At 64.6% G+C, this 21,609-nt stretch carries 19 protein-coding genes and 1 pseudogene; 10 read left to right on the top strand and 10 right to left on the bottom strand.

Going from position 1 to position 21,609, the window contains the following annotated elements; genetic code table 11:
- The first annotated feature begins 389 nt into the window (after positions 1-389).
- From CAG00_RS00105 to CAG00_RS00090, 4 genes are all read left to right on the top strand, one after another.
- The gene (locus CAG00_RS00105; protein ID WP_003260726.1) at positions 390-1,700 is read left to right on the top strand and encodes a C4-dicarboxylate transporter DctA; all 1,311 of its coding nucleotides are present in this window, start codon (positions 390-392) and stop codon (positions 1,698-1,700) included.
- 44 nt (positions 1,701-1,744) lie between these two features.
- A complete protein-coding gene (locus CAG00_RS00100; protein WP_025338408.1) occupies positions 1,745-2,449 on the top strand; it encodes a FadR/GntR family transcriptional regulator in 705 nt (234 codons plus the stop codon).
- A 16-nt stretch (positions 2,450-2,465) separates the two neighbouring features.
- A complete protein-coding gene (locus CAG00_RS00095) occupies positions 2,466-3,134 on the top strand; it encodes a GntR family transcriptional regulator (protein WP_025338407.1) in 669 nt (222 codons plus the stop codon).
- 238 nt (positions 3,135-3,372) lie between these two features.
- Positions 3,373-4,434 (top strand): hypothetical protein, encoded by a 1,062-nt coding sequence (locus CAG00_RS00090; RefSeq protein ID WP_085663139.1) that lies wholly within the window; start codon positions 3,373-3,375, stop codon positions 4,432-4,434.
- A gap of 124 nt (positions 4,435-4,558) precedes the next feature.
- On the opposite strand, the gene CAG00_RS00080 is transcribed toward CAG00_RS00090, so the two are convergent.
- Positions 4,559-4,987, bottom strand: a complete 429-nt coding sequence (locus tag CAG00_RS00080) for a PACE efflux transporter (protein WP_085663137.1) — start codon at positions 4,985-4,987, stop codon at positions 4,559-4,561.
- Between the two features lie 102 nt (positions 4,988-5,089).
- Here CAG00_RS00080 and CAG00_RS00075 point away from each other — a divergent pair, with 102 nt between their 5' ends.
- From CAG00_RS00075 to CAG00_RS29220, 3 genes and pseudogenes are all read left to right on the top strand, one after another.
- A complete protein-coding gene (locus tag CAG00_RS00075) occupies positions 5,090-5,968 on the top strand; it encodes a LysR family transcriptional regulator (protein WP_085663136.1) in 879 nt (292 codons plus the stop codon).
- A 97-nt stretch (positions 5,969-6,065) separates the two neighbouring features.
- Positions 6,066-7,142: pseudogene (mcpA, locus tag CAG00_RS29225) on the top strand (methyl-accepting chemotaxis protein McpA); the annotation flags it as partial.
- A 114-nt stretch (positions 7,143-7,256) separates the two neighbouring features.
- Entirely contained in the window at positions 7,257-7,997 is a 741-nt protein-coding gene (locus tag CAG00_RS29220) for a methyl-accepting chemotaxis protein (RefSeq protein ID WP_370290711.1), read from the top strand.
- Positions 7,998-8,109: 112 nt separating this feature from the next.
- Here the strand turns inward: CAG00_RS29220 and CAG00_RS00060 are convergent, their stop codons facing one another.
- From CAG00_RS00060 to CAG00_RS00050, 3 genes are all read right to left on the bottom strand, one after another.
- Positions 8,110-9,174, bottom strand: coding sequence for a hypothetical protein (locus tag CAG00_RS00060; RefSeq protein WP_075044523.1), 1,065 nt, complete (start codon positions 9,172-9,174; stop codon positions 8,110-8,112).
- 183 nt (positions 9,175-9,357) lie between these two features.
- Positions 9,358-9,735 carry a RidA family protein gene (locus CAG00_RS00055; RefSeq protein ID WP_085663135.1) on the bottom strand — a complete coding sequence of 126 codons (378 nt, stop codon included), beginning with the start codon at positions 9,733-9,735 and terminating at the stop codon, positions 9,358-9,360.
- A 12-nt stretch (positions 9,736-9,747) separates the two neighbouring features.
- Positions 9,748-10,884 (bottom strand): FAD-binding oxidoreductase, encoded by a 1,137-nt coding sequence (locus CAG00_RS00050; RefSeq protein ID WP_025338400.1) that lies wholly within the window; start codon positions 10,882-10,884, stop codon positions 9,748-9,750.
- A gap of 114 nt (positions 10,885-10,998) precedes the next feature.
- Between CAG00_RS00050 and CAG00_RS00045 the strand changes: the two genes are divergently transcribed.
- On the top strand, positions 10,999-11,592 hold the full coding sequence (locus CAG00_RS00045; RefSeq protein WP_075044520.1) for a helix-turn-helix domain-containing protein: 594 nt from the start codon (positions 10,999-11,001) through the stop codon (positions 11,590-11,592).
- 260 nt (positions 11,593-11,852) lie between these two features.
- A complete protein-coding gene (locus CAG00_RS00040) occupies positions 11,853-12,638 on the top strand; it encodes a sulfite exporter TauE/SafE family protein (RefSeq protein WP_046616814.1) in 786 nt (261 codons plus the stop codon).
- A 3-nt stretch (positions 12,639-12,641) separates the two neighbouring features.
- Here the strand turns inward: CAG00_RS00040 and CAG00_RS00035 are convergent, their stop codons facing one another.
- From CAG00_RS00035 to CAG00_RS00015, 5 genes are all read right to left on the bottom strand, one after another.
- Positions 12,642-13,181, bottom strand: a complete 540-nt coding sequence (locus tag CAG00_RS00035; RefSeq protein ID WP_085617478.1) for a histidine phosphatase family protein — start codon at positions 13,179-13,181, stop codon at positions 12,642-12,644.
- Between the two features lie 100 nt (positions 13,182-13,281).
- A complete protein-coding gene (locus CAG00_RS00030; RefSeq protein WP_085663134.1) occupies positions 13,282-13,614 on the bottom strand; it encodes a DUF3325 domain-containing protein in 333 nt (110 codons plus the stop codon).
- Positions 13,611-15,125 (bottom strand): PepSY domain-containing protein, encoded by a 1,515-nt coding sequence (locus CAG00_RS00025; RefSeq protein ID WP_085663133.1) that lies wholly within the window; start codon positions 15,123-15,125, stop codon positions 13,611-13,613. Before CAG00_RS00025 ends, CAG00_RS00030 begins: the two co-directional genes overlap by 4 nt.
- The gene (locus CAG00_RS00020; protein WP_075044517.1) at positions 15,122-15,409 is read right to left on the bottom strand and encodes an iron transporter; all 288 of its coding nucleotides are present in this window, start codon (positions 15,407-15,409) and stop codon (positions 15,122-15,124) included. Before CAG00_RS00020 ends, CAG00_RS00025 begins: the two co-directional genes overlap by 4 nt.
- A 203-nt stretch (positions 15,410-15,612) precedes the next feature.
- Positions 15,613-17,847, bottom strand: a complete 2,235-nt coding sequence (locus CAG00_RS00015; RefSeq protein ID WP_085663132.1) for a TonB-dependent siderophore receptor — start codon at positions 17,845-17,847, stop codon at positions 15,613-15,615.
- A gap of 299 nt (positions 17,848-18,146) precedes the next feature.
- Here CAG00_RS00015 and CAG00_RS00010 point away from each other — a divergent pair, with 299 nt between their 5' ends.
- Complete coding sequence (locus tag CAG00_RS00010) at positions 18,147-19,376, top strand: MFS transporter (RefSeq protein ID WP_085663131.1); 1,230 nt, start codon at positions 18,147-18,149, stop codon at positions 19,374-19,376.
- Here CAG00_RS00010 and CAG00_RS00005 read toward each other — a convergent pair.
- On the bottom strand, positions 19,373-21,181 hold the full coding sequence (locus CAG00_RS00005; RefSeq protein WP_085663130.1) for an ABC transporter ATP-binding protein/permease: 1,809 nt from the start codon (positions 21,179-21,181) through the stop codon (positions 19,373-19,375). The genes CAG00_RS00010 and CAG00_RS00005 overlap by 4 nt on opposite strands.
- Positions 21,182-21,609 lie beyond the last annotated feature (428 nt).

Genomic DNA, 21,609 nt, shown 5'->3' with positions numbered 1-21,609 from the left:
GGTCATCCGCATAATGCTAACCCTTATGAATCATGGTGTTATCGAAAATATTGAAGTCGGCATGGCGCTTGGCAAGCTGATTGCTACGGTGCCCGAGGCACTGGCCAAAGCCTGATCTGATTCATGTGCGCACGCGGTTCGCCGCTGCGATTCACCTGCGAACGGCCGCACTGCGGCCCGATCAACCAGACGCACCGAATTAGAGCGAGGCAGGCTGGATTGCCCCACAACTGGTCAGACCGGTAAGGCCAAAAAACCTTGCAAAGTCGGATTTTTCGCGCTTTCATGGCTTCGCGCTGAACAAACCGGTAAGACCACAATAATTAAGTCCTGCGCTCTTTCGCCCCGTGCGGCTACCGAAGCAAGGACACCGATCAGAGATCCCTCCCATGCTCAAATGGTGCTCGCGTTCGATCTTCCTTCAAGTCGTGCTCGGCCTTGCCCTCGGCATCGCCTGCGGTCTCAGCTTCCCCGACCTTTCCCTGCAACTCAAACCCCTTGGCGACGGCTTCATCAAGCTGATCAAGATGCTCATCGGCCTGATCGTGTTCTGCGTGGTGGTCAGCGGTATCTCGGGCGCCGGCGACCTGAAAAAGGTCGGGCGCATCGGCCTGAAGTCGGTGATCTACTTCGAAGTGCTGACCACCCTGGCGCTGGTGATCGGCCTGGTGTTCGCCTTCACCAGCGGCATCGGCAGCGGCGCCAACATCCACCTGGACCAACTGTCCAGCGCCGACGCCAGCAGCCTGGCCGAGCGCGGCCAGCACATCCACGGTGCCACGGCGTTCTTCATGGACCTGATCCCCACCTCGGTGATCGGCGCCTTCGCCGACAACAACATCCTCCAGGTGCTGCTGTTCTCGGTACTGTTCGGTAGCGCGCTGAACCTGGTAGGTGACTCGGCAGCCGGCATCTCGCGGCTGATCAACGAACTGAGCCACGTGATCTTCCGCATCATGGGCATGATCGTGCGCCTGGCACCGATCGGCGTGTTCGGTGCCATCGCCTTCACCACCAGCAAGTACGGCCTGGAATCGCTGCAACACCTGGGCGGGCTGGTGGCGCTGTTCTACCTGACCTGTGCCGGCTTCGTACTGATCGTGCTGGGCACGGTCATGCGCCTGTCGGGCCTGAAGCTGCTGCCACTGATCAAGTACCTGCGTGAAGAGCTGACCATCGTGCTGGGCACCGCCTCGTCCGATGCCGTACTGCCACAGATCATGCGCAAGCTTGAGCACCTGGGCATCGGCAGCTCCACCGTCGGCCTGGTGATCCCCACCGGCTATTCGTTCAACCTCGATGGTTTCTCCATCTACCTGACCCTGGCCATCGTGTTCATTGCCAACGCCACCGGCACGCCACTGGCAATGACCGACCTGCTGACCATCCTGCTGGTATCGCTGGTGACTTCCAAGGGCGCTCACGGCATCCCAGGCTCGGCGCTGGTGATCCTTGCCGCTACCCTGACCGCCGTGCCGGCGATCCCGGTGGTCGGCCTGGTACTGGTACTGGCGGTGGACTGGTTCATGGGCATCGGCCGGGCGCTGACCAACCTGATCGGCAACTGCGTGGCCACCGTGGCCATCGCCCGCTGGGAGAAGGACATCGACCTGGAACGCGCGCACAACGTGCTCGACGGCAAACCCGGCTTCGCCCCCACGCCACGCAAGCAGCCCAACCCCCATCAACAGGAATTCTGAGCGAACGTGGCCGGCACTGATGCCGGCCCTTCCAGGAGCGAACCGTGATCAGCTCATCTACCGTCGTCAACTCAGTGGTGGAAAAACTGCGCCAGGCCCTCGCCCGAGGCCAATGGCGTACAGGCGACATGCTGCCAGGCCAGCGCGAGCTGGCCGAACAACTGGGTATCAGCCGCCCCAGCCTGCGCGAAGCGGTAACCGTGCTGGAAACCCTGGGCCTGGTGCGTTCGCTGCCGGGCAAGGGCGTGCTGGTGCTGGATGCCGATGCCGCCGCCCAGGAACCGGGCGTGGACACCAGCGCCGCAGCCAGCCTGGCCGACGTGCTGGAGCTGCGCTACACCCTCGAGCCCTTCATCGTCGGCCTGGTGGCGCAGTCGGCCAACAGCCAGGACATCGGCCAGCTGCGCCTGACCCTGATGGACATGCGTGAAGCGCTGGAGGCCGATGACAGCGAAGCCGGCGTCAGGGCCTACATCGCCTTCCATGAAGCGCTGTTCGCCCTGACCACCAACCCGATCTTCCAGAGCGTGGTGCAACAGACCGGCAATGCCCTAAAGCAGAGCGCCGACATGCTGCGCAATTCGCCAGAGCACCTGGCCGCGCGGCTGAAGGAAAACGAAGCGGTGGTGCGCGCCATACGTGAGCGCAGCAGCGCCCAGGCCAGTGCCCAGATGCGCCAGCACATCCTGGCCGAAGGGTTGCGCATGGGCATCCCGTTGAACATCCCGGACGAACACCCGCATCCATGACCCCAGGAGAGCGACCATGAACGCCGCCCCTCACTTGCCGGCCCTGCTCGCGGCCGGCGAAACCCGCCTGTCGGCCGAGCAGATCTACCCGCGGCTGTTCGATGCCATTCTCGAACAGCGCCTGCCACCTGGCAGCCTGTTGCCCGAACAGGCGCTGGGCCATGCCTTTGGCGTCAGCCGTACAGTGATCCGCCGCGTGCTCGGGCGCCTGTCCGACCAGCAGGTGGTGGTGCAGCGCCCCAGCCACACTGCGCATCTGGCCGCGCCCGACCCGGAGCAGGCACGCCAGGTGCTCAGCGCCCGGCGCCTGGCCGAAACCACGCTGATCACCCTGGCCGCGCAACGCGCCCGGCCGGTACAGATTCGCCAGTTACGACAACTGGTGGAGCGCGAGCGCCAGCACCATGAGAACGGCGAGCGTTGTGCGGCGATCCGCCTGGGCGGCGAGTTTCACCTGAAACTGGCGCAGGTGGCCGCCAATGCGCCACTGGCACGGTTCCTCAACGGCCTGGTGCCGATGACCTCGCTGATCATCGCCCGCTACGAGTCGCCATGCTGCGACCACTGCGCGTGGCAGGAACATGCGGCGATCATCGATGCCGTGGAGCACGGCGATGCCGAGGCGGCGCTGGGGCTGATGCACAAGCATCTCGACCGCCTGGAAGAAAAGCTCGACCTGGAATGACCGATTCAAGCTGACGCCCCCCTTGTAGGAGCGGCCTTGTGTCGCGATGGGGCGCGAAGCGGCCCCAGGATTTGTGCTGCAGAAATTGCCGGGGCCGCTTTGCGGCCCTTTCGCGACACAAGGCCGCTCCTACATGGATCGCGTTGGCCGGGCGATGGCCGATGGGCTGCACGGCAGCCCTTCACTCCCCACCCTATACTCCGAGAACCACCCCAGCCTCTATCAGGGAGGCGGTTGCGTGAGCACTCGAGTCCTCCTGCTGCTGTGCCTGCTGCTGGCCCTGGCCGGCTGCGCAGGCAAGCCCCCACCTGTCCCGCCACCACCGGTGGTGCTCACCCCCGCCGCCTGGCAACGCATCGACCAGGAACTGATCGAAGCCTCGGTCGGCGCCGCCAGCTCGGCCAACGACTATGCCCGGCGCTCCATGCGAGTGTGGAAGGAACAGGTGCAGCAGCGCACCGAAAGCGACTTCATCCCCTGGTTCACCGGCTACTGGACCCAGCAGTGGCTGACCCTCAAGGTGGCCTGGTACAAGATCGACAGCGGTGAAGGCCGGGAGCCGGCGGAAAAGCGCCTGGCGCTGTACCTGCAGGAGCAGTACCACAAGCGGGTGATCGAACCGGTGGCCGAGCAGATCAACCCCGAAGGCATCCGCGACCGTGCCAGCGAGCTGTACCTGCAACTGCTCGGCCAGCAGCTGCCGGCCATCATCAGCCGCTACAACGCGCCCCCCGAACAGTTCAGCCAGCGCCTCAACCGCATTCCTGCCATCGCCCTGGGGCCGCCGGATGCGCGCAATGCCAGCCTGTACCAACTGCTACGGGCCAAGTCGCTGGCCCAGCAACCGGCCTGGCAAGCCATGCGCCAGTACCTGCACCAGCAGGCCAGCAAAGGCCCCGGGAAGACCGATGTCGGGCTGAACTCGGTGGCCAACCAGGCCAGCGAAAAGCTCGGCGCCACCCTGGCCCCGCGCGGCATCGCCAGTGCCGTGGCGTCGGCGGTGGGCAAGGTGGCGGGGGCGATGATTTCGATTGCGGCGGCCGGTTACGGGATGATGACCCATGACCGCGAACACCCGCAGATGGTCGAGCAGTTGCGGGTGATCCTCAACGTGGCGCTGAACCAGGAATGGCAGGAGCTGATGGAGAACCGCCAGAGCGGGGCCATGTCGGGGGTGTACTACCTGTCGGGGCAGGTCGAGGACAGCTTGCTGGCCAGTGCGCCGCGGCCGGCGGAACAACCGGTCGAGCAGCAGGTGAAGCAGCAACAGGAGCCTTTGATCATACGCCTGCCGCCTTAGTGGTTGACTGTTCCGGCCTCTTCGCGGGTAAACCCGCTCCCACAGGGTCGCCCACTGCCTTCAAGGCCTGTGATATCCCTGTGGGAGCGGGTTTACCCGCGAAGAGGCCGCCACAGGTAACGTGTCAGGCCGTAACCAACGCAGAACTGGGCAAGCCAAAGATCCGGTCGAACGCCCAGTTGTAGGCAAAGGTGTAGCACGGCACCAGCACGATGAACGCCATATCCACCAGCAACGCCTCCAGCAATGTCATGTCCAGCCACCAGGCAATCAGCGGGATCAGGTACACCACCAGGGTCAGCTGGAAGCCGATGGCATGCGCCACCCGCCGTGCCACACTGCGCCCGCGCGTGGCCTGGCGACTCTCCCACCACTCGAACAGGGTGTTGTAGATCAGGTTCCAGAGCATGGCGATGGTGGTGATCATCACCGCCAGAGGCCCGGTATGCGATGCCTGGGTGTCCGACAGGTAGGCCAGCCCGAGGGTCGACATGCACAGCCCGATCAGTTCATAGAAAGTCACGTAGACCAGTTTGCGTTTGAGTCCCTGCACCCGGGGTTACCTCCAATGACAAAAGCGATGGGGCGCGATCATGCTTCATCATGCTTGACAGCAAAAGTCAGCAGCTGTCAGATCTACTGACAGGAGGCTGCCATGAACTTTTCCAGCGACAATATCCAGCTGTTTCTCGCCGTGCTCGACCGCGGTTCGTTTTCCGCCGCCGCGCGCGCCCTGCAGCGGGTGCCCTCGGCCGTCAGCATGGCTATCGGCAACCTCGAGGCCGAACTGGGCTACACCCTGTTCGAGCGCGGCCCGCGGGAAGTCCGCCCGACCGCACAGGCCATGGCGCTGGAACCCCATGCCCGGCTGATCGCCGAGCAGTTGGGGCTGCTGCAGGTGCATGCCCTGGAGCTGTCCCAGGGGCTGGAGAGCAGCCTGACCCTGGCGGTGGTGCCGGACATCGACCACCGCCCGCTGCTGGCGGCCATCGCTCGCCTGGGTGAGCGGCACCCGCTGCTGGACATCGCCTTGCTCAGCGCCCCGCAGGAAGAGGCCGTGCACCTGCTGGACAGCGGCCGCGCCGACCTCTGCGTGGCCTTTGCCGGGCTGCAGGTCGATGCCCGGCGCGGCTTCCAGCACATCGGCATGGAGTCGCTGGTGGCCATCCTGTCGCCCGCCCATCCGGCCCTGCGCGAGGGGCGTATCCACTACCTCGAAGACCTGACCCGGGTGCGCCAGATCCTGGTGCGCAGCCGTGACCTGCCGCTGGCCGACCCACGCCCGTTGATAGGCGCCACGCACTGGTCAACCGACAGCTTCGACCTCGCCCTGCAGATGGTGGAGGCCGGCCTGGGCTGGGGCGACCTGCCGCTGTCGCGGGTCGCGCCACTGCTGGCCAGCGGGCGACTGGTGCGCCTGGATTTTCGCAACACCCGCAACGAGCTGCAGTTGCCGGTACACATCTTCTGGCGCAAGCAACAACCGTTGCAGCAGGCTGCACGCCTGTTGATCGAGCAGTTGTGTAGCCAGTGAATGCCGTCCGTCGAAATGACCGTAAGAAATTTCTGTAAGCACTTCAATCTTTTACCCCTTGAGCCGATATCCCGAACGATAGGTTGCGCAATGCGTCATGAGCGCGATGCGCCCTCCCCTCATTGGCCCAAGGTCTCGAAACATGAACCTGAAATTTCGCCACAAGATCCTGCTCAGCGCCTGCGGCGTCGTGGTCCTGGCATTTGCCCTGTTCACGCTCTACAACGACTACCTGCAACGCAACACCATTCGCCAGAACATCGAAGCTTCGGTGCAGCAGTCCGGCGCACTGACCGCCAGCAGCGTGCAGAACTGGATGAGCGGGCGCATCCTGGTCCTGGAAAACCTGGCCCAGGACATCGCCCAGCAAGGTGCCGGCGACACCCTGGCCGGGCTGATCGAGCAGCCGTCCTACACGCGCAATTTCCTGTTCACCTACCTGGGCCAGGCCAACGGTGTGTTCACCCAGCGCCCCGATACACAGATGCCGGCCGGTTACGACCCACGTCAGCGCCCTTGGTACGGCGCCGCGGCCAGCGCCGGGCAGACCGTGCTGACTGCTCCGTACCAGGGTGCTGTCGGCGGCCTGATGGTCACCATCGCCACGCCGGTGAAAAGCAAGGGCAATGGCGAGCTGATCGGTGTGGTCGGCGGTGACGTCACCCTCGACACCCTGGTCGAGATCATCAACTCGGTCGATTTCGGCGGCATCGGCCACGCCTTCCTGGCCGACAGCAATGGCCAGGTGATCGTCAGCCCCGACAAAGACCAGGTGATGAAGAACCTCAAGGACATCTACCCCGGCAGCAACCTGCAGGTCGCCGCCGGCATGCAGGATGTCACCCTCAATGGCCAGGACCGCATCATCTCCTTCGCCCCGGTGGCCGGCCTGCCGTCGGCACAGTGGTACATCGGCCTGTCGATCGACAAGGACAAGGCCTACGCCGCGCTCAGTCAGTTCCGCACCTCGGCGATCATCGCCATGCTGATCGCCGTGGCGGCCATCGCCGGCCTGCTCGGCCTGCTGATCCCGGTGCTGATGAGCCCGCTGACCACCATGGGCCGCGCCATGCGCGACATCGCCGAGGGCGAAGGTGACCTTACCCGCCGCCTGACCGTGCAGAACAAGGACGAGTTCGGCGAACTGGCCACTTCGTTCAACCGCTTCGTCGAGCGCATCCATGCCTCGATCAGCGAAGTGTCCTCGGCAACCCGCCTGGTGCACGACCTGTCGGAAAAGGTGGTCAATGCCTCCAATGCGTCGATCACCGGTTCCGAAGAGCAAAGCATGCGCACCAACAGCGTGGCCGCAGCGATCAACGAACTGGGTGCCGCCACCCAGGAAATCGCCCGCAACGCCGCCGATGCCTCGCAGCATGCCAGCGGTGCCAGCGAACAGGCCCACGGTGGCCGTGAAGTGGTCGAAGAAGCGATCAGCGCCATGACCGCCCTGTCGCAGCGCATCAGCGAGTCCTGCGCGCAAATCGAAACGCTCAACGCCAGCACTGACGAAATCGGCAAGATCCTCGACGTGATCAAGGGCATCTCGCAGCAGACCAACCTGCTGGCGCTGAACGCCGCCATCGAAGCGGCCCGTGCCGGTGAGGCCGGCCGTGGCTTTGCCGTGGTGGCCGACGAGGTACGCAACCTGGCGCACCGCACCCAGGAATCGGCGGAAGAAATCCACCGCATGATCACCAGCCTGCAGGTAGGCTCGCGCGAAGCGGTGCACACCATGAACACCAGCCAGGTTTCCAGCGAGCAGACCGTGCAGGTGGCCAACCAGGCCGGCGAGCGCCTGGCCAGCGTGACCCAGCGCATTGGCGAGATCGATGGCATGAACCAATCGGTGGCTACTGCTACCGAAGAGCAGACCGCCGTGGTCGAGAGCCTCAACCTGGACATCACCCAGATCAACGCCCTGAACCAGCAAGGGGTGGAGAACCTCAACGAGACCCTGCGCCATTGCGACCAACTGGCCCAGCAGGCCGGGCGCCTGAAGCAGCTGGTAGGCAGCTTCAGGATCTGATGGCCCAGGGGGGCGCTCTGCGCCCCAATCGCGACGCAAGGCCGCTCCCACAGGTGCCATGCGATCCTTGTGGGAGCGGCCTTGTGTCGCGATCGGGCTGCGCAGCAGCCCCCTACGCCACTGCCGCTTTAACCACTTTGCTCCGCCGGACCCAGGCCAGCAGCACCGCCGCCATCAACACGAAGCCCAGGTAGCCGAACAGCGGGTACACCTCACCCACCAGGCTGATGAACCCCACCAGGCTGCAGCCGAATGCCACCACCCCGGTCACCACCGAGCCCCAGCGAAACTTCGCCGTCCCCGCCGGCATCAGCCGCGAGAGAAACGAGAACAACGTACCCACCGCGGTGTTGACGATCATGCCGAAGATGATCAGGCACATCACCAGCCCCAGCAGTGGCGATACTTCGTTGGCGATCGACAGCATCGGCATCGGCAGGTCAGCCACGCTGTCCAGGCGCGACAACAGCCCGGCACTCATCACCAGCATCAGTCCGCCCAGTGCTGCACCACCGAGCAACCCACCCCATACCGCCGTTCTCTCGCCCTTGGCCGAGCCGCCCAGGATGGCCAGGATCGGCGCGCCGGCAACGATGTTGTACGACACGTACAGGAACGCCCCCAGCAGCCAGTGACGGGTGCCCGCCTGTTGCTGGCTGGCCAGCTGGTCGAGCTGGGCGAAGCTCTGCTCCCGGCTGAACACGGCGTACAACGCAATCGCCGAGGCCACCAGGATCAGCAACGGCGTGATGGCACCAATGGCGAGGATCACCTTGCGCACATCCAGGCACACGATGCCCACCACCACCAGCGTCACCATCACGCTGCCGGCCAGCGCCGGGATGCCGAACTGCTGCTCCAGCAAGGCACCACCACCGGCCAGCATGACCACGGTGACGGCAAACATGAAAAAGGTGATCAGCCAGTCGACGAACAGGCCCAGGTGACGGCCGCAGATGGCCTGGATCACATCCTTGTGCGAAGTGGCCTGCTGGCGATTGCCCAGCCCCGCCAGGGCCATGCCGAGGAAGGTGAACAAGGCTGCGCTGACCAGCGCACCAACCAGCCCCCACACACCGAAATCGACAAAGAACAACAACAGTTCCCGCCCCGAAGCGAACCCCGCCCCCACGATCACGCCGACAAACGCGCCGGCAATCTTCAGCTGCTCTTGCATGTGAACCTCTGGATTTATTGTTGTTGTCTCACTGCCACCACATCGCTTTTGTGGGAGCGGCCTTGTGTCGCGAAAGGGCCGCAGAGCGGCCCCCGGCGATCTGTGCAGCAATGCAGAAATCCTGGGGCCGCTCCGCGCCCCTTTCGCGACACAAGGCCGCTCCCACATGGGCGATTTGTTCGGTCAAAAATCTCCGACAAACGCCTGCACTTCAATCTCCACATCCACCCCCAGCGCCAATGCCGAGGCCACGGTCGAGCGCACCGGCAGCGCTGCGCCGAAGAACTCCTTGTACACCTCGTTGAAACCGGCGAAGTGGCTCATGTCCGACAGCCACACCGTGGCCTTGACCACCTGGTCGAAACGCGCGCCGCAGGCCGCCAGGCTTTCGCCGATGCGCTCGCAGGCGGCGCGGGTCTGGGTCTGGATGTCACCGCGCACAACTTCGCCGCCGGCACTCATCGGCACCTGGCCGGAGAGGAACAGGAAGCCGCCGGCTTTCACCGCACGGGAGAACGGGAACGGCAGGCTGCTGGGGAAACGCTGGATATCATTGCTCATGGGATGCTCCTTTCAGGATTGCTGGAAACGGGCCGGGGACAGGCGCTCGGGCGCCACCCCCTGGCTGACAAGGCCAGGACACAGGGGCTGGCCCAGCAGCAGGTCGGCAGCCAGGCGCGAGGCGCCCGCAGCCGACTGGATGCCATAGCCACCTTGTGCCGCCAGCCAGAAGAACGCTGGCGCGTGCACATCGAAACCGATCACCAGGTCGCCGTCGGCGACGAACGAGCGCAGCCCGGCCCAGGTGTGGCTCGGCCGGCGGATCGCCAGGGTGGTCATGGCCTCGATGTTGTAGATGCCCAAAGCCACGTCGAGCTCCTCGGGCGCGGCGTCCTGGGGTTCGACCGGGTCGGCATTGGCCGGCGAACCCAGCAGCTGGCCGGCGTCGGGCTTGAAGTAGAAGCTTTCGTCTACGCCGATTACCGCCGGCCAGCGGGCGAAGTCCTGGTCTGCCGGGCCGGGGAAGGTAAAGGCACTGCGCCGGCAGGGTTGCAGGCCGATACGCGCCACGCCGCACTGCTCGGCCACACGGTCGGCCCAGGCGCCAGCGGCATTGACCAGCTGGCGCGCCTGCACGCGGCTGCCATCGCCCAGCTGCACCTGCCACAGGTCATCCAGGTACCAGGCCTGGACAAGCTCGGCGTTGCAGCGCAGTTCGCCGCCAGCGGCGCGATAGCCACGCAAGAAGCCCTGGTGCAGGGCATGTACGTCCAGGTCCATGGCCCCCGCCTCGAGCACCGCGCCGGCCAGGTTCTCGCCACGCAGGCTCGGCACCAGGGCCAGGGCGGCGTCGCGGTCGAGCAGGCTGACCTCGGTGCCGTTGGCCAGGTTCTGCGCATGGGTCTGCTCGAGCAGCGTGCGCTGTTCCAGGCTGGCGACGTACAGGCAGCCACGCGGTTCCAGCAGCGGGTGCTCGCAGAAACCCTGTGGTGGTGCTTCGTAGAAGGCCCGGCTGGCGCGGGTCAACGCCTGGATCTGCGGGGTGCCGTAGGCCTCCATGAACATGGCTGCCGAACGCCCGGTGGAATGGTAGCCAGGCTGTGCCTCGCGCTCGAGCAGCAGCACCTTCTGCTGGCCGGCCAGGCGATAGCCCAGAGATGCACCGGCAATGCCGGCGCCGATGATCAGGGTGTCGTAGATCGGGGTCATGCACGCTCCTGCCAGGCTAATTATCATTTATGAGAATTCTAATATATGAGAATTTACGAATACGCAAGGGTCCAAGGTAAGATGCCCGACCAACGCCGCATGCCGAGACCCCGAATGCCCGCTGCCCTACCCCTGCTGGACCGTGCCGTAGTCGGCCAGCGCCTGCGCCAGGTGCGCAAGGCGCGCCAGATGACCCTCAAGCAATTGTCCGAAGCCAGCGGCGTACCGCTGTCCACCTTGTCGAAGATGGAACTGGCGCAGGTCTCGGTCAGCTACGAAAAACTGGCCGCCGCCGCCCGGGCGCTGAATGTCGACATTGCCCAGCTGTTGCGCGCCAGCGGCACGGTCACGGCACCGGCACCGGTGACCGTGGTGGTCGATTCACTGCCGGCGGCGGCGGGCTACTCGACCGGCACCTATGACTACCACCCGATCGCCGGCGACTTCCCCGAACGGCGCATGACACCCGCCTATGCCCGCATCATTGCCCGTGAACGCGGCCAGTTCGACGATTTTATCCGCCACCCCGGGCAAGAGTTCGCGTTGGTGCTGAGCGGGCGTGTTCGTATCGAGTTCGAAACCGGCGAAGCGGTGAGCATCGGGCCGCAGGAGACGGCGTATTTCGACAGCCAGGTGGGGCATATCTACCTGTCGGAAAGTGACGATGGCGCAGATGCGCATGTGATGGTGGTGATGACTGATCGCTGACTGTGTTGAACGATGCGCCTTTTTGTAGGAGCGGCCTTGTGTCGCGACAGGGCTGCGCAGCAGCCCCGGGATATCAGCAGCACAACACATATTGTCGGGGCCGCCTTGCGGCCCTTTCGCGACACAAGGCCGCTCCTACAAAGATCGCGTACGTCGCCGTCTCGGTTATAACCTAATAACGAACAAGTCTATTTGGCTATAAAAAAATCTATATGCTGGGCTGCATCCGATAACGGGCAAGTTGGGCAGTCGAGTAGCGTATGGATGTAGGTTCTTTCGGTTTCACCATTGCGGGCCTGGTCGTGGGTTTCATCGTCGGAATGACCGGCGTCGGTGGCGGCTCGCTGATGACCCCGATCCTGTTGTGGTTTGGCATCAGCCCGGCAACAGCCGTCGGCACCGACCTGCTCTACGCCGCCATCACCAAGGCCAGTGGCGTCTGGGTGCATGCGCGCAACAAGAACGTCGACTGGAAGATCACCGGCCTGCTCAGCCTGGGCAGCGTGCCCGCTGCGGCGCTGACCCTGTGGTTCCTCAGCACCCTGCACACCGACACCTCGGCGCTCAACGCCGTCATCAAGCAAGGCCTGGCGGTGGTGCTGATCCTGACCGCGCTGGCCATCCTGTTCAAATCGCGCCTGCAGGCCTTCGCCAGCCGCCATGCCGGTGACCATTACCACCTCAGCGACCGCAGCCTGAACATCCTTACCGTGCTCACCGGCGTGGTGCTGGGGGTGATGGTTACCCTCACTTCCATCGGTGCTGGCGCACTGGGTACCGTGGCGCTGTTCCTGCTGTACCCGTTCCTGGTCACCCGCCGCCTGGTCGGTACCGAAATCGCCCACGCCGTGCCACTTACCCTGGTGGCGGGCCTGGGCCATGCCGGCATGGGCAACATGGACTGGTCGCTGCTGGGCTACCTGCTGCTGGGCTCGCTGCCAGGCATCTACCTGGGCAGCCACCTCACCGGGCGGATTTCCGACCGCGTGCTGCGTCCGTGCCTGGCGGCGATGCTGCTGCTGATCGGCTACAAGCTGGCGTTCTGACCTTCAGCCCAGGCGCAGGCGCCACTGCCCGGTAAAGCTCAGCTCCAGGCGCGACAGCGGCAACACATCGACCCGCTGACTGGCGCTCATCGGGCAGCCAAGTACGTGCACCAGCGCAGCGCGCATGACCATCGGGTGGGTAACCGCCACCCATTCACCCGGCCTGTCGAAGGCCGCCAACCAGGCGGCGATGCGCTGGCAAAGCACGGCGAACGACTCGCCGCCGTGCACATCACTGGCCGGGGCCTGCAGCCATTCGGCCATCGCCTGCGGTTGCTCGGCCTGCAATTGCTTCAGCGTCAGCCCTTGCCAACGCCCCAAGTCGCAATCGGCCAAGGCCGGCTCGACCTGCACCGGTCCCAAAAACCACGCCGCCGTCTCGCAGGCTCGCCGCTCTGGTGCAGTCAGCACCGGCACACCAGAAAGGTCGGCGAAAGGCTGCTGGCCCAACGGCAGGATGCCGTCGTCGGCACGGTGCAGGCGCCCGGTCTTCTGGGCCTGGGTAAGGGCGTGGCAGATCAGGGTCAGGCGGACGGCTTTCACCGGGTTTCTCTCGCAGCGGGTTGGGGCGCAAGGTTTAACATGCCTTGGCACTTTTTACCGCAACAACCTGGCACCGGCTGCGCCGACGATGGGGGCCTGGTCAGATCATCAGCAGCATCAGTCCCCAAACCGGCACCGCTGCCACCAACCCCACCGCCAGCCGCGGCCAGTATGGCAGCAGCAATACCAGCACCATCCCCGCCAGCGACATCACGGCAAACCAGGCCACCGGCCCCATGGCCCAGCCCCAGGCCTGGGCACACAGCACCAGACTGGCCAGCAACGCCAGCCAGCCGGCCGCGCGCAAGCCGACACGCAGCACCGACGGGCAGGTGCGGTTCCATACCTGCTTGTAATGCCGCTCCAGCCCCTGGCACAGCCCCAGCATGCCAGCGTAGGCGAACAACACGCTGCCCATGATCCACATCATCATGCCCCGGCCTCCATCCGCCGCCCTGCCCTGGCCTTCTGCGGCACCCACTGCGCCTGCCATACGCGCCAGGCCAGCAGCCCGAGCAATACACCCAACACCAGGGCACAGGCCACCACCCCCAGGCGCATGGCGTCGCCCAAGCCACCCAACGCACCCAGGCCAATGCACAGCAACGCGGTCAGCAGCAGTTGCTCGACCCAGGCCCGGCGTACTGGCCTGATACCGGCATGCAACAGCGCCAGCAGCCATACACCAAAGAACGCACGAACCTCCCAGCTCTCCCGCTGCGCCAGTTCTACCGGCAGCACGCGGCTGGCCCACAGCAACGCCACGCACGCCAACAACAGGCCACTGACGAAGCCCACGTTGCACACCTCCGCCACTCGGTACCAACGCCGCACCGAAGCCTCGGCGCTGGCGTACTTGCGCCCACGCTTCACGCAGAACAGCACCAGCCCGCTGGCGATCATCAGGCAACTGACCAGCCCGCAGACAAAATACAGCCAGCGCATCGGGTAGCCGCCAAACTGGGCGAAATGCAGGCCGGCCATGACCCGCTGGGTCAATGGCGCCGCGCGCCATTCGGCGACGTCGCCGAGCAACTGCCCGCTGACACCATCGAAGACCATGGCCTGGCCCTTGGCCAAGGCAATGCGGTTGCCCAGTCCGGGGCGTATTTCGATACGCGCCGCCGCCGTGTTGGGGTTGCGGATATTCAGGCCACCAATCGGCCCCAGGCGCGCCTCGGCCTGGGCCAGCAATGGCGCGACATCGACCAGCGCGGCCGGTTGCCTGGCCAGGCCACGAGGCTGCTCCAGGCGGGCATTGCCCTGGGCCTGGAAGTAGGCACGGTTGTCGCCGGCGAACAGCGCATCGACCCCGGCCGGGATGTAGATGAGCATGAAGATCACCAGGCCGGTGTAGGTGATCATCAGGTGGAACGGCAGCAACAGCACCGCGCTGGCGTTGTGGAAATCCAGCCACGAGCGCTGGCCCTTGTTCGGCCGGAAGGTAAAGAACTCCTTGAAGATCTTCTTGTGGATGACGATACCGGTGACCAGCGCCGCGAGCATCACCAGCGCCAGCGCGCCGACCACGAAGATGCCCCAGTTGCGTGGCAGGTCGAGGGTGAAATGGAAGCGGAAGAAGAAGTTGCCACCAACACTGTCCCGCACCTCGATGGCCTCGCCAGTACGCGGGTCGAGCTGCACGGTGGGGCCATGGCGACGCTCGCCGGTGGACACGCGCAACCCGGGAGAGCGCTCGCTCGGCAGGCTGATGCCCCAGTTCCCAGCCTGCGGCTCGTGGGCCTGCAGGTAGGCAATGGCGCGCCGCGCGGCGTCGGCCTGGGGTACCTCGGTGGCCGGGATTTCCGGTTGCATCCAGTGGTCGAGTTCCTTGTCGAATACCGCCAGGGTGCCGGTGACGAAGATGGCGAACAGCAGCCAGCCGAAAATCAGCCCGGCCCAGGTGTGCAGCCAGGCCATCGATTGGGTGAAGGTGTTCTTCATGCCAGCCACTCCAGTGCCTGCGGCCAGAAGCCGATCAGGGCAAGCGGTACGGCCACAGCCAGCGGGGCCCAGGCGCGCAGGGCATCGCTGCAGGCGAAGGCCCAGAGGATGGCGGCGGTGTAGAAGATGAAGGCCGGCAGGGTCGCGACGATGACCGCATCGGCGGCAGCCAGCGGCAGGATACGGGCCAGGCAGGCGCTGGCGGCGTAGCTGAGGGCATAGCCGCCGAGCAGTGCGGCACAGCTGCGGGAGAGGATCTGCAGCCAGGCGGGGGCTTTGATCATCGGGGGCTCCTTGGCGTTGATCGGGGCATCCGGGGCTGCTTTGCAGCCCATTCGCCGGCAAGCCAGCTCCCACAGGGATTGCACAGGGTTTGAATACTATGTGGTACCTGTGGGAGCAACTGTCTTGCTCAAATTCCAAACGTTGGCGCGATCCCTGTGGGAACTAGCTTGCCGGCGAATGGGCCGCGCAGCGGCCCCTTGGATCAGAAGTTGATGTTCAGCGCAGCGAACACCGCCCTGCCCGGCTGGTTATAGGTATTGGCGCCCGAAGTACTGGCGTTGCCGCCACGCAGGATCTGCTTGTCGAACACGTTGTTCACCCCCACCCGCACGTCGTAGTTGGCGTTGAACTTGTAACCAGCGCTCACGTCCACCAGGCCGTAGGCTTCCACGTCCTGTTGCGCGGTCTTGTCGTAGCCTTGCTGGGTGCGTTCGTTGAAGGTCGGCGACTTCTGCTTGCCGAAGTAGGTACCCGCCACCTGGAACGACAGCTTCTCGGTGGCGCGCCAGTCGAGGGTGGTGTTGACGGTGTATTCCGGGATCACCGACAGCGGCTCGCCGGTCTCGCGGTTGTCGTTGTCGAGCATCCAGGTCAGGTTGGTGTTCCAGTCCAGGGCCGGGGTCAGCTCGATGAACAGGTTGCCTTCGATACCTTCCACCCGCGCCTTGCCGGCGTTGTCCCACTGGGTCACGCGGCTGCCGGTGCCGATGGTGTACAACACATCGGTATCACCGACGATCTTGTTCTTGTAGTCGTTGCGAAAGTACGTGGCACTGGTGCGCCAGGTACCACGGTCGTACATCAGGCCGATTTCCTTGTTGACGCTGATCTCGGGCTTGAGGTCGGCGTTGCCCTGCAGGTAGCAGCCACCGTTGTTGGTCTGCTGCACGCTGCAACCATTGCCGCGGCTGTACAGCAAGTAGTTGGGGTTGGACTGGTACAGGTTCGGGGTCTTGTAGGCGCGCGCGATACCGCCTTTGACCGACAGTGCTTCGGTCAGTTTGTGCGACAGGTTCAGGCTGGGGCTGAAGTTGTCGCCGAAGGTTTCGTGGTGGTCGAAACGCAGGCCCGGGGTAATGGTGGTGTCGCCGACAATGATGTTGTCCTCGACGAACAGCGCATAGCTGCGGGCGGTCATCTTCGAGCTGCTGCGGTCGAAACCGACCAACCCGTCGTTACCGGTAGGGTCCGAGCTTTGCGGGCGCAGCGAGCCCTGGTCATTGAGCGCTTCGTACAGGTACTCGCCGCCCAGGGTCAGCACATGTTCGGTGCTGCTCATGGCGAATGGCAGGTTCACTTCGCTGCTCAGGCGCGTGTTGCGCAGGCGCGACATGGCGGCGCCTTCGGCATTGGGGGCACCTTCGGTACGGCCTGCCAGGCCCTCGTTGAGGCGCCAGTTGCGCACGTACTCGTAGGCCAGCACGGTCTTGCTGGTACCCCAGGTGAAATCGCCCAGGTGGGTCAGGTCGTAGGTACTGCGCTGCATCACATTGGTTTCGTGGCCGTACAGGCTGGACACGAACTCGACGTCACCACCGCCGTTGCTGTTCATGGTGTCGCCGGCAAAGATATTACCCTGGCGGCTGTAGCCGGCACTGGCCTCGAGGCGGTGCTCGTCGTTCAGCTTCCAGCTCAGCAGGCCATTGATGTCCTTGTTGCGTACGCCTTCGCGGCCCGCCACCAGCGCACTGGTGGCATGCCCGGCATTGATGTCCAGGTCGTCGGCATCGGTCTTGGCCAGGCCGCCGTACAGGCGGAAGCCGAGGTTGTCGGTCAGGCCGCCGCCCAGGTTGAAGTTGGCCCTACGGCTGGCGCCCTCGGCGCTGTCTTCCGGCAGCTGGGTGTACAGGCTGACGCTGCCCTTGAGTTCGTTGGTGGGCCGCTTGGTGATGATGTTGACCACCCCGCCCATGGCGCCGGAACCGTAACGTGCGGCCGCCGGGCCACGCAGGATCTCGATGCGCTCGACCGCTTCTGCCGGTACCCAGTTGGTTTCACCGCGGGTATCGCGGTCGCCGTTCCAGCCATAGCGCACGGCATTGCGTGCGCTGGATGGCTTGCCGTCGATGAGGATCAGGGTATTTTCCGGGCCCATGCCGCGCAGGTCGATCTGCCGGTTGTTGCCACGCGCGCCGCTGGCGCTGTTGCCGGTCAGGTTGACCCCGGGCTCGCGGCGGATGATGTCGGACAGGTCATTGGCCGGCGGATGGCGCTTGATGTCTTCGGCGGTGATGATCGACGTACCCAGGGCCTGGCGTGCCTCGCGCTCGGCGGTAACCAGGGTGTCCTGGATAACCAGGGCGCTGTCGGCAACCGGCATCTCCAGCACCTCACCCGTGCGCTGTTCTTCGGCCTGGGCCACGGTGGCCACCATGGCCGGTGACGCCAGCGCGACGAACGCCAGGGCCAGGCTGTTGGGTGAAGTCTTGCACTGCATGGGTACATCTCCTGCGATTCATGAGCGAAACGGCACATCCCTGTCGGAAACCGGGAGCCCTCGCCCACCGGCCTCGCAAACACAGTTTGGTGGCCAACAGGGATGGTAAATATAGAGATTCGCAAATGAGTTTAAATCTTATTTACGAAGTTTACATGTTTGTAACGGAACTTTGCTGACACGACAGCGTTGCCGGCGCAGCCCGGCTATTCGCGCTCTTGCTTGCATACACCTGTCCGATTTGCATCCTGCGTGACGGCTCCTACAGTTTCGAACGTAGCCCTCTGCCGAGCCTCCTGATGCGCAGCCACGAAGAAAGCCACGCCACGAACGCCACTAGGTCCCTGTCGAAGATCCCTCGCAGTGTCTGGGCGCTGGGGTTCGTGTCGATGTTCATGGACATTTCCTCGGAAATGATTCACGCACTGCTGCCGCTGTATATGGTCACCGTGCTTGGTACCTCGGTAGTGGCGGTGGGCTTTATCGAAGGTATCGCCGAGGCGACCGCCTCGATCACCAAGGTGTTTTCCGGTGCCCTCAGCGACCGGCTGGGCAAGCGCAAGCTGCTCACGGTGCTGGGCTATGGCCTGGGTGCGTTGACCAAGCCGGTGTTCCCCATGGCCTCCGGGCTGGAGTGGTTGACCGCGGCACGCTTCGTCGACCGGGTAGGCAAAGGCATTCGTGGGGCGCCGCGCGATGCGCTGGTGGCCGACGTCACGCCCGCAGAACTGCGTGGTGCAGCCTTCGGCCTGCGCCAGGCGCTGGATACCGTGGGCGCCTTCCTTGGGCCGTTGCTGGCGATCGTGCTGATGTGGCTGACCGCGAGCCATTTCCAGACGGTGTTCTGGGTGGCGGTGCTCCCGGCGTTCGTGGCCGTGTACATCCTCATCGCCTTCGTGCGCGAACCTGAAACGCCGGCCACCACCCGGCCGGTGCGCTCACCGCTGGCCCTGCACGAGCTGGCCCGCCTGGGCCCGGCCTACTGGCGGCTGATCGGCCTGGCCACGCTGTTCACCCTCGCCCGCTTCAGCGAGGCGTTTCTGCTGCTGCGCGCACAGGACATGGGCCTGGCGCCGCTGTGGGCGCCGGCAGTGCTGGTGCTCATGGCCCTGGCCTACTCGCTGTCGGCCTACCCCGCGGGGGTGCTGTCGGACCGCGTGGGCCGCCGCGGCGTGCTGATGACCGGGCTGGGGCTGCTGGTCGCCGCCGACCTGCTGCTGGCCCTGCTGCCGGGCTGGACCGGGCTGGCCATGGGGGTGGCTGCCTGGGGCCTGCACCTGGGTTTCAGCCAAGGCATCTTTGCCGCCATGATCGCCGACAGCGCCCCCGCCGAACTGCGCGGTACAGCCTTCGGCCTGTTCAACCTGCTGACCGGCGTGGCGCTGTTGGTGGCCAGCGTGGTGGCCGGGCTGCTGTGGGACGGGGTCGGCTTCAAGGCGACATTCTTGCTTGGCGCAGCGTGTGCCGGCAGCACCCTGGTCGGGGTCGCATTGCTCAGGCCGGCCCCGATCACCGACAATCCGAACTAGGCCAGCGCTGGCTGCTGCTCCAGTAGCGACCAGCCGCCATGCCCATCCACCTCCAACCGATGGGTATGGAAACCTGCCAGCGTGCTGCGGTGCCCGACACTGACCAGCAACGCCGCCGGCATTTCCGTGCGCAACAGTGAATACAGGGCATGCTCGAGCCCTTCGTCCATGGCCGAAGTGGACTCGTCAAGGAACACCACCTGCGGCCGGTTGAACAGCACCCGGGCAAATGCCAGGCGCTGCTGCTCACCGACCGAGAGAATGTGTGACCAGTCACAGCTGACGTCCAGTCGCTCGGCCAGGTGGGCCAGGTTGACCTGGCGCAAGGCCTGCTGCATCCGCGTTTCATCCTCAGGCCTGCTGGCCGCCGGGTAGGCAATGACGGCGCGCAGATCGCCCAGCGGCAGGTACGGCCGCTGCGACAGGAACAGCGCCTGGTGGCCCAGCGGGCGCCTGACCTCACCCTCGGCATACGGCCAGAGGCCTGCCAGCGCACGCAGCAGCGTGGTTTTGCCGCTGCCCGACGGCCCCTTGATCAACAGCGCCTGGCCGGCGTGCAGGTCAAGGTCCAGGTCGGCGATAAGGGCATGCCCGTCCGGGCGCAGCACCTGCAGGCGGCTGATCGCCAAGGCATGCTCCTGGTCCTCGGTGATGACGCGCGGCAAAGCGCTTGCCTGCTCGTTGGCATCGAGGAAGCCGGTCAGACGATCGAGAGTAGCCCGGTACTGGGCAAACGCATCATACGACTCGCGGAAGAACGACAGCGAATCCTGCACCTGGCCAAAGGCCTGGGAGGTCTGCATGACGTCGCCCAGCTTGATCGCCCCGCTGAAGAAGCGCGGTGCCTGCAGAATGAACGGGAACACCACTGCTACCTGGCTCACGCCCAGGTTGAAACCACTGAATTTCAGGTTCCGGAACACCAGCGCCCAGGCATTCACGATCAAGGCACCAAAGCGGCCCAGCAAGGTGCCCCGCTCGACCTGCGCACCCTGGTAGAAAGCGATGTTCTCGGCGTTCTCGCGCAGACGCATCAGCGCGTAACGGAAGTTGGCGGTGAGCTTTTCGTTGAGGAAGTTCAGGCGGATCAGCGGCCGCCCGAGGCGGAAGGCGATCCAGGTGGCGACGATGACGTACAGGTACACGGCAAACACCATCGCCCGGGGAATCTCCACACCAGCGACGGCCAGCGGCGCCGACAGCCCCCAGAGGATGCCGGTGAACGCCACCAGTGAAACCAGCGCGCTGACCGCGCCCAGGGCGAGGGTCACCGAGTTGCTGACAAAGGCGTTGACGTCCAGTTCGATACGCTGGTCAGGGTTGTCCACCGGCTCGGCAAGGAACTGGCCACGGTAGTAGGCATCGCCGTGCATCCAGTCGTGGGTCAGGCGCTCGGTCAGCCAGACCCGCCACTGGATGCTGAACGCCTGGCTTACATAGAAGGTGAACAGCGAACGCAGCACATGGATGGTGGCCAATACCGCGAAGACGCCGAGCAGGTACCAGAAGGCGGCTTGGTCAAGGCCTTGCAAGGCGCTGTAGAAGCCGTTGTACCAGAACGAGAACAGCACGTTCAGGCGCACCGAGAATAGCGTCAATACCAGCAGCAGGGCGAACACCAGTAACGGCCGCCAACTGCGCCTGAAACTGAAATAGGGCCCGGCAAGCTGCCAGAACTGGCTGCCCCAGCGCGTACAACGTACGGCCAGTGTGGCGGCTGCCGTGAAGCAGACAAGGGTGATGAACGAGGCGATTGCCAGCCAGCTCAGGCTCTCTTGCAGGGCCTGGTGCCAGTTCATTTCCATGATGGGTATCCGTGCTGAGTATTTCCGCGAGCGTAGCATTGACCTGTAACTCGTCAGGCATAAATGACGCACATTTCATGATTGCTTTTCAGAGCTACGCGGGGCCCTGTGGGAGCAACTGCCTTGCTCAAATTCTAAAAGTTGGCGCGATCCCCTGTGGGAGCGGCCTTGTGTCGCGAAAGGGCTGCAAAGCAGCCCCAGCAATTTCAACTGTTGCGCATCAATCCTGGGGCCGCGTTGCGGCCCTTTCGCGACACAAGGCCGCTCCCACAGGAACTGCGTATGCCCGGGAATTTTTGCACCACAAAGACAAAACCCCTACCTGCATGCGCAGATAGGGGTTTTGCGAAATGAATCTTGACGATGACCTACTCTCACATGGGGAAACCCCACACTACCATCGGCGATGCATCGTTTCACTGCTGAGT

It is taken from the genome of Pseudomonas sp. B5(2017) (assembly GCF_002112825.1).
Lineage (GTDB): Bacteria > Pseudomonadota > Gammaproteobacteria > Pseudomonadales > Pseudomonadaceae > Aquipseudomonas > Aquipseudomonas putida_Z.
This window is presented reverse-complemented; position numbering and strand designations above follow the sequence as displayed.

Coding starts and splice junctions, on each gene's coding strand:
- CAG00_RS00105 (WP_003260726.1), top strand. CDS start 390: ATGCTCAAATGGTGCTCGCGTTCGATCTTCCTTCAAGTCGTGCTCGGC.
- CAG00_RS00095 (WP_025338407.1), top strand. CDS start 2,466: ATGAACGCCGCCCCTCACTTGCCGGCCCTGCTCGCGGCCGGCGAAACC.
- CAG00_RS00075 (WP_085663136.1), top strand. CDS start 5,090: ATGAACTTTTCCAGCGACAATATCCAGCTGTTTCTCGCCGTGCTCGAC.
- CAG00_RS29220 (WP_370290711.1), top strand. CDS start 7,257: ATGCGCACCAACAGCGTGGCCGCAGCGATCAACGAACTGGGTGCCGCC.
- CAG00_RS00060 (WP_075044523.1), bottom strand. CDS start 9,174: ATGCAAGAGCAGCTGAAGATTGCCGGCGCGTTTGTCGGCGTGATCGTG.
- CAG00_RS00055 (WP_085663135.1), bottom strand. CDS start 9,735: ATGAGCAATGATATCCAGCGTTTCCCCAGCAGCCTGCCGTTCCCGTTC.
- CAG00_RS00050 (WP_025338400.1), bottom strand. CDS start 10,884: ATGACCCCGATCTACGACACCCTGATCATCGGCGCCGGCATTGCCGGT.
- CAG00_RS00045 (WP_075044520.1), top strand. CDS start 10,999: ATGCCCGCTGCCCTACCCCTGCTGGACCGTGCCGTAGTCGGCCAGCGC.
- CAG00_RS00040 (WP_046616814.1), top strand. CDS start 11,853: ATGGATGTAGGTTCTTTCGGTTTCACCATTGCGGGCCTGGTCGTGGGT.
- CAG00_RS00030 (WP_085663134.1), bottom strand. CDS start 13,614: ATGATGATGTGGATCATGGGCAGCGTGTTGTTCGCCTACGCTGGCATG.
- CAG00_RS00025 (WP_085663133.1), bottom strand. CDS start 15,125: ATGAAGAACACCTTCACCCAATCGATGGCCTGGCTGCACACCTGGGCC.
- CAG00_RS00020 (WP_075044517.1), bottom strand. CDS start 15,409: ATGATCAAAGCCCCCGCCTGGCTGCAGATCCTCTCCCGCAGCTGTGCC.
- CAG00_RS00015 (WP_085663132.1), bottom strand. CDS start 17,847: ATGCAGTGCAAGACTTCACCCAACAGCCTGGCCCTGGCGTTCGTCGCG.
- CAG00_RS00010 (WP_085663131.1), top strand. CDS start 18,147: ATGCGCAGCCACGAAGAAAGCCACGCCACGAACGCCACTAGGTCCCTG.
- CAG00_RS00005 (WP_085663130.1), bottom strand. CDS start 21,181: ATGGAAATGAACTGGCACCAGGCCCTGCAAGAGAGCCTGAGCTGGCTG.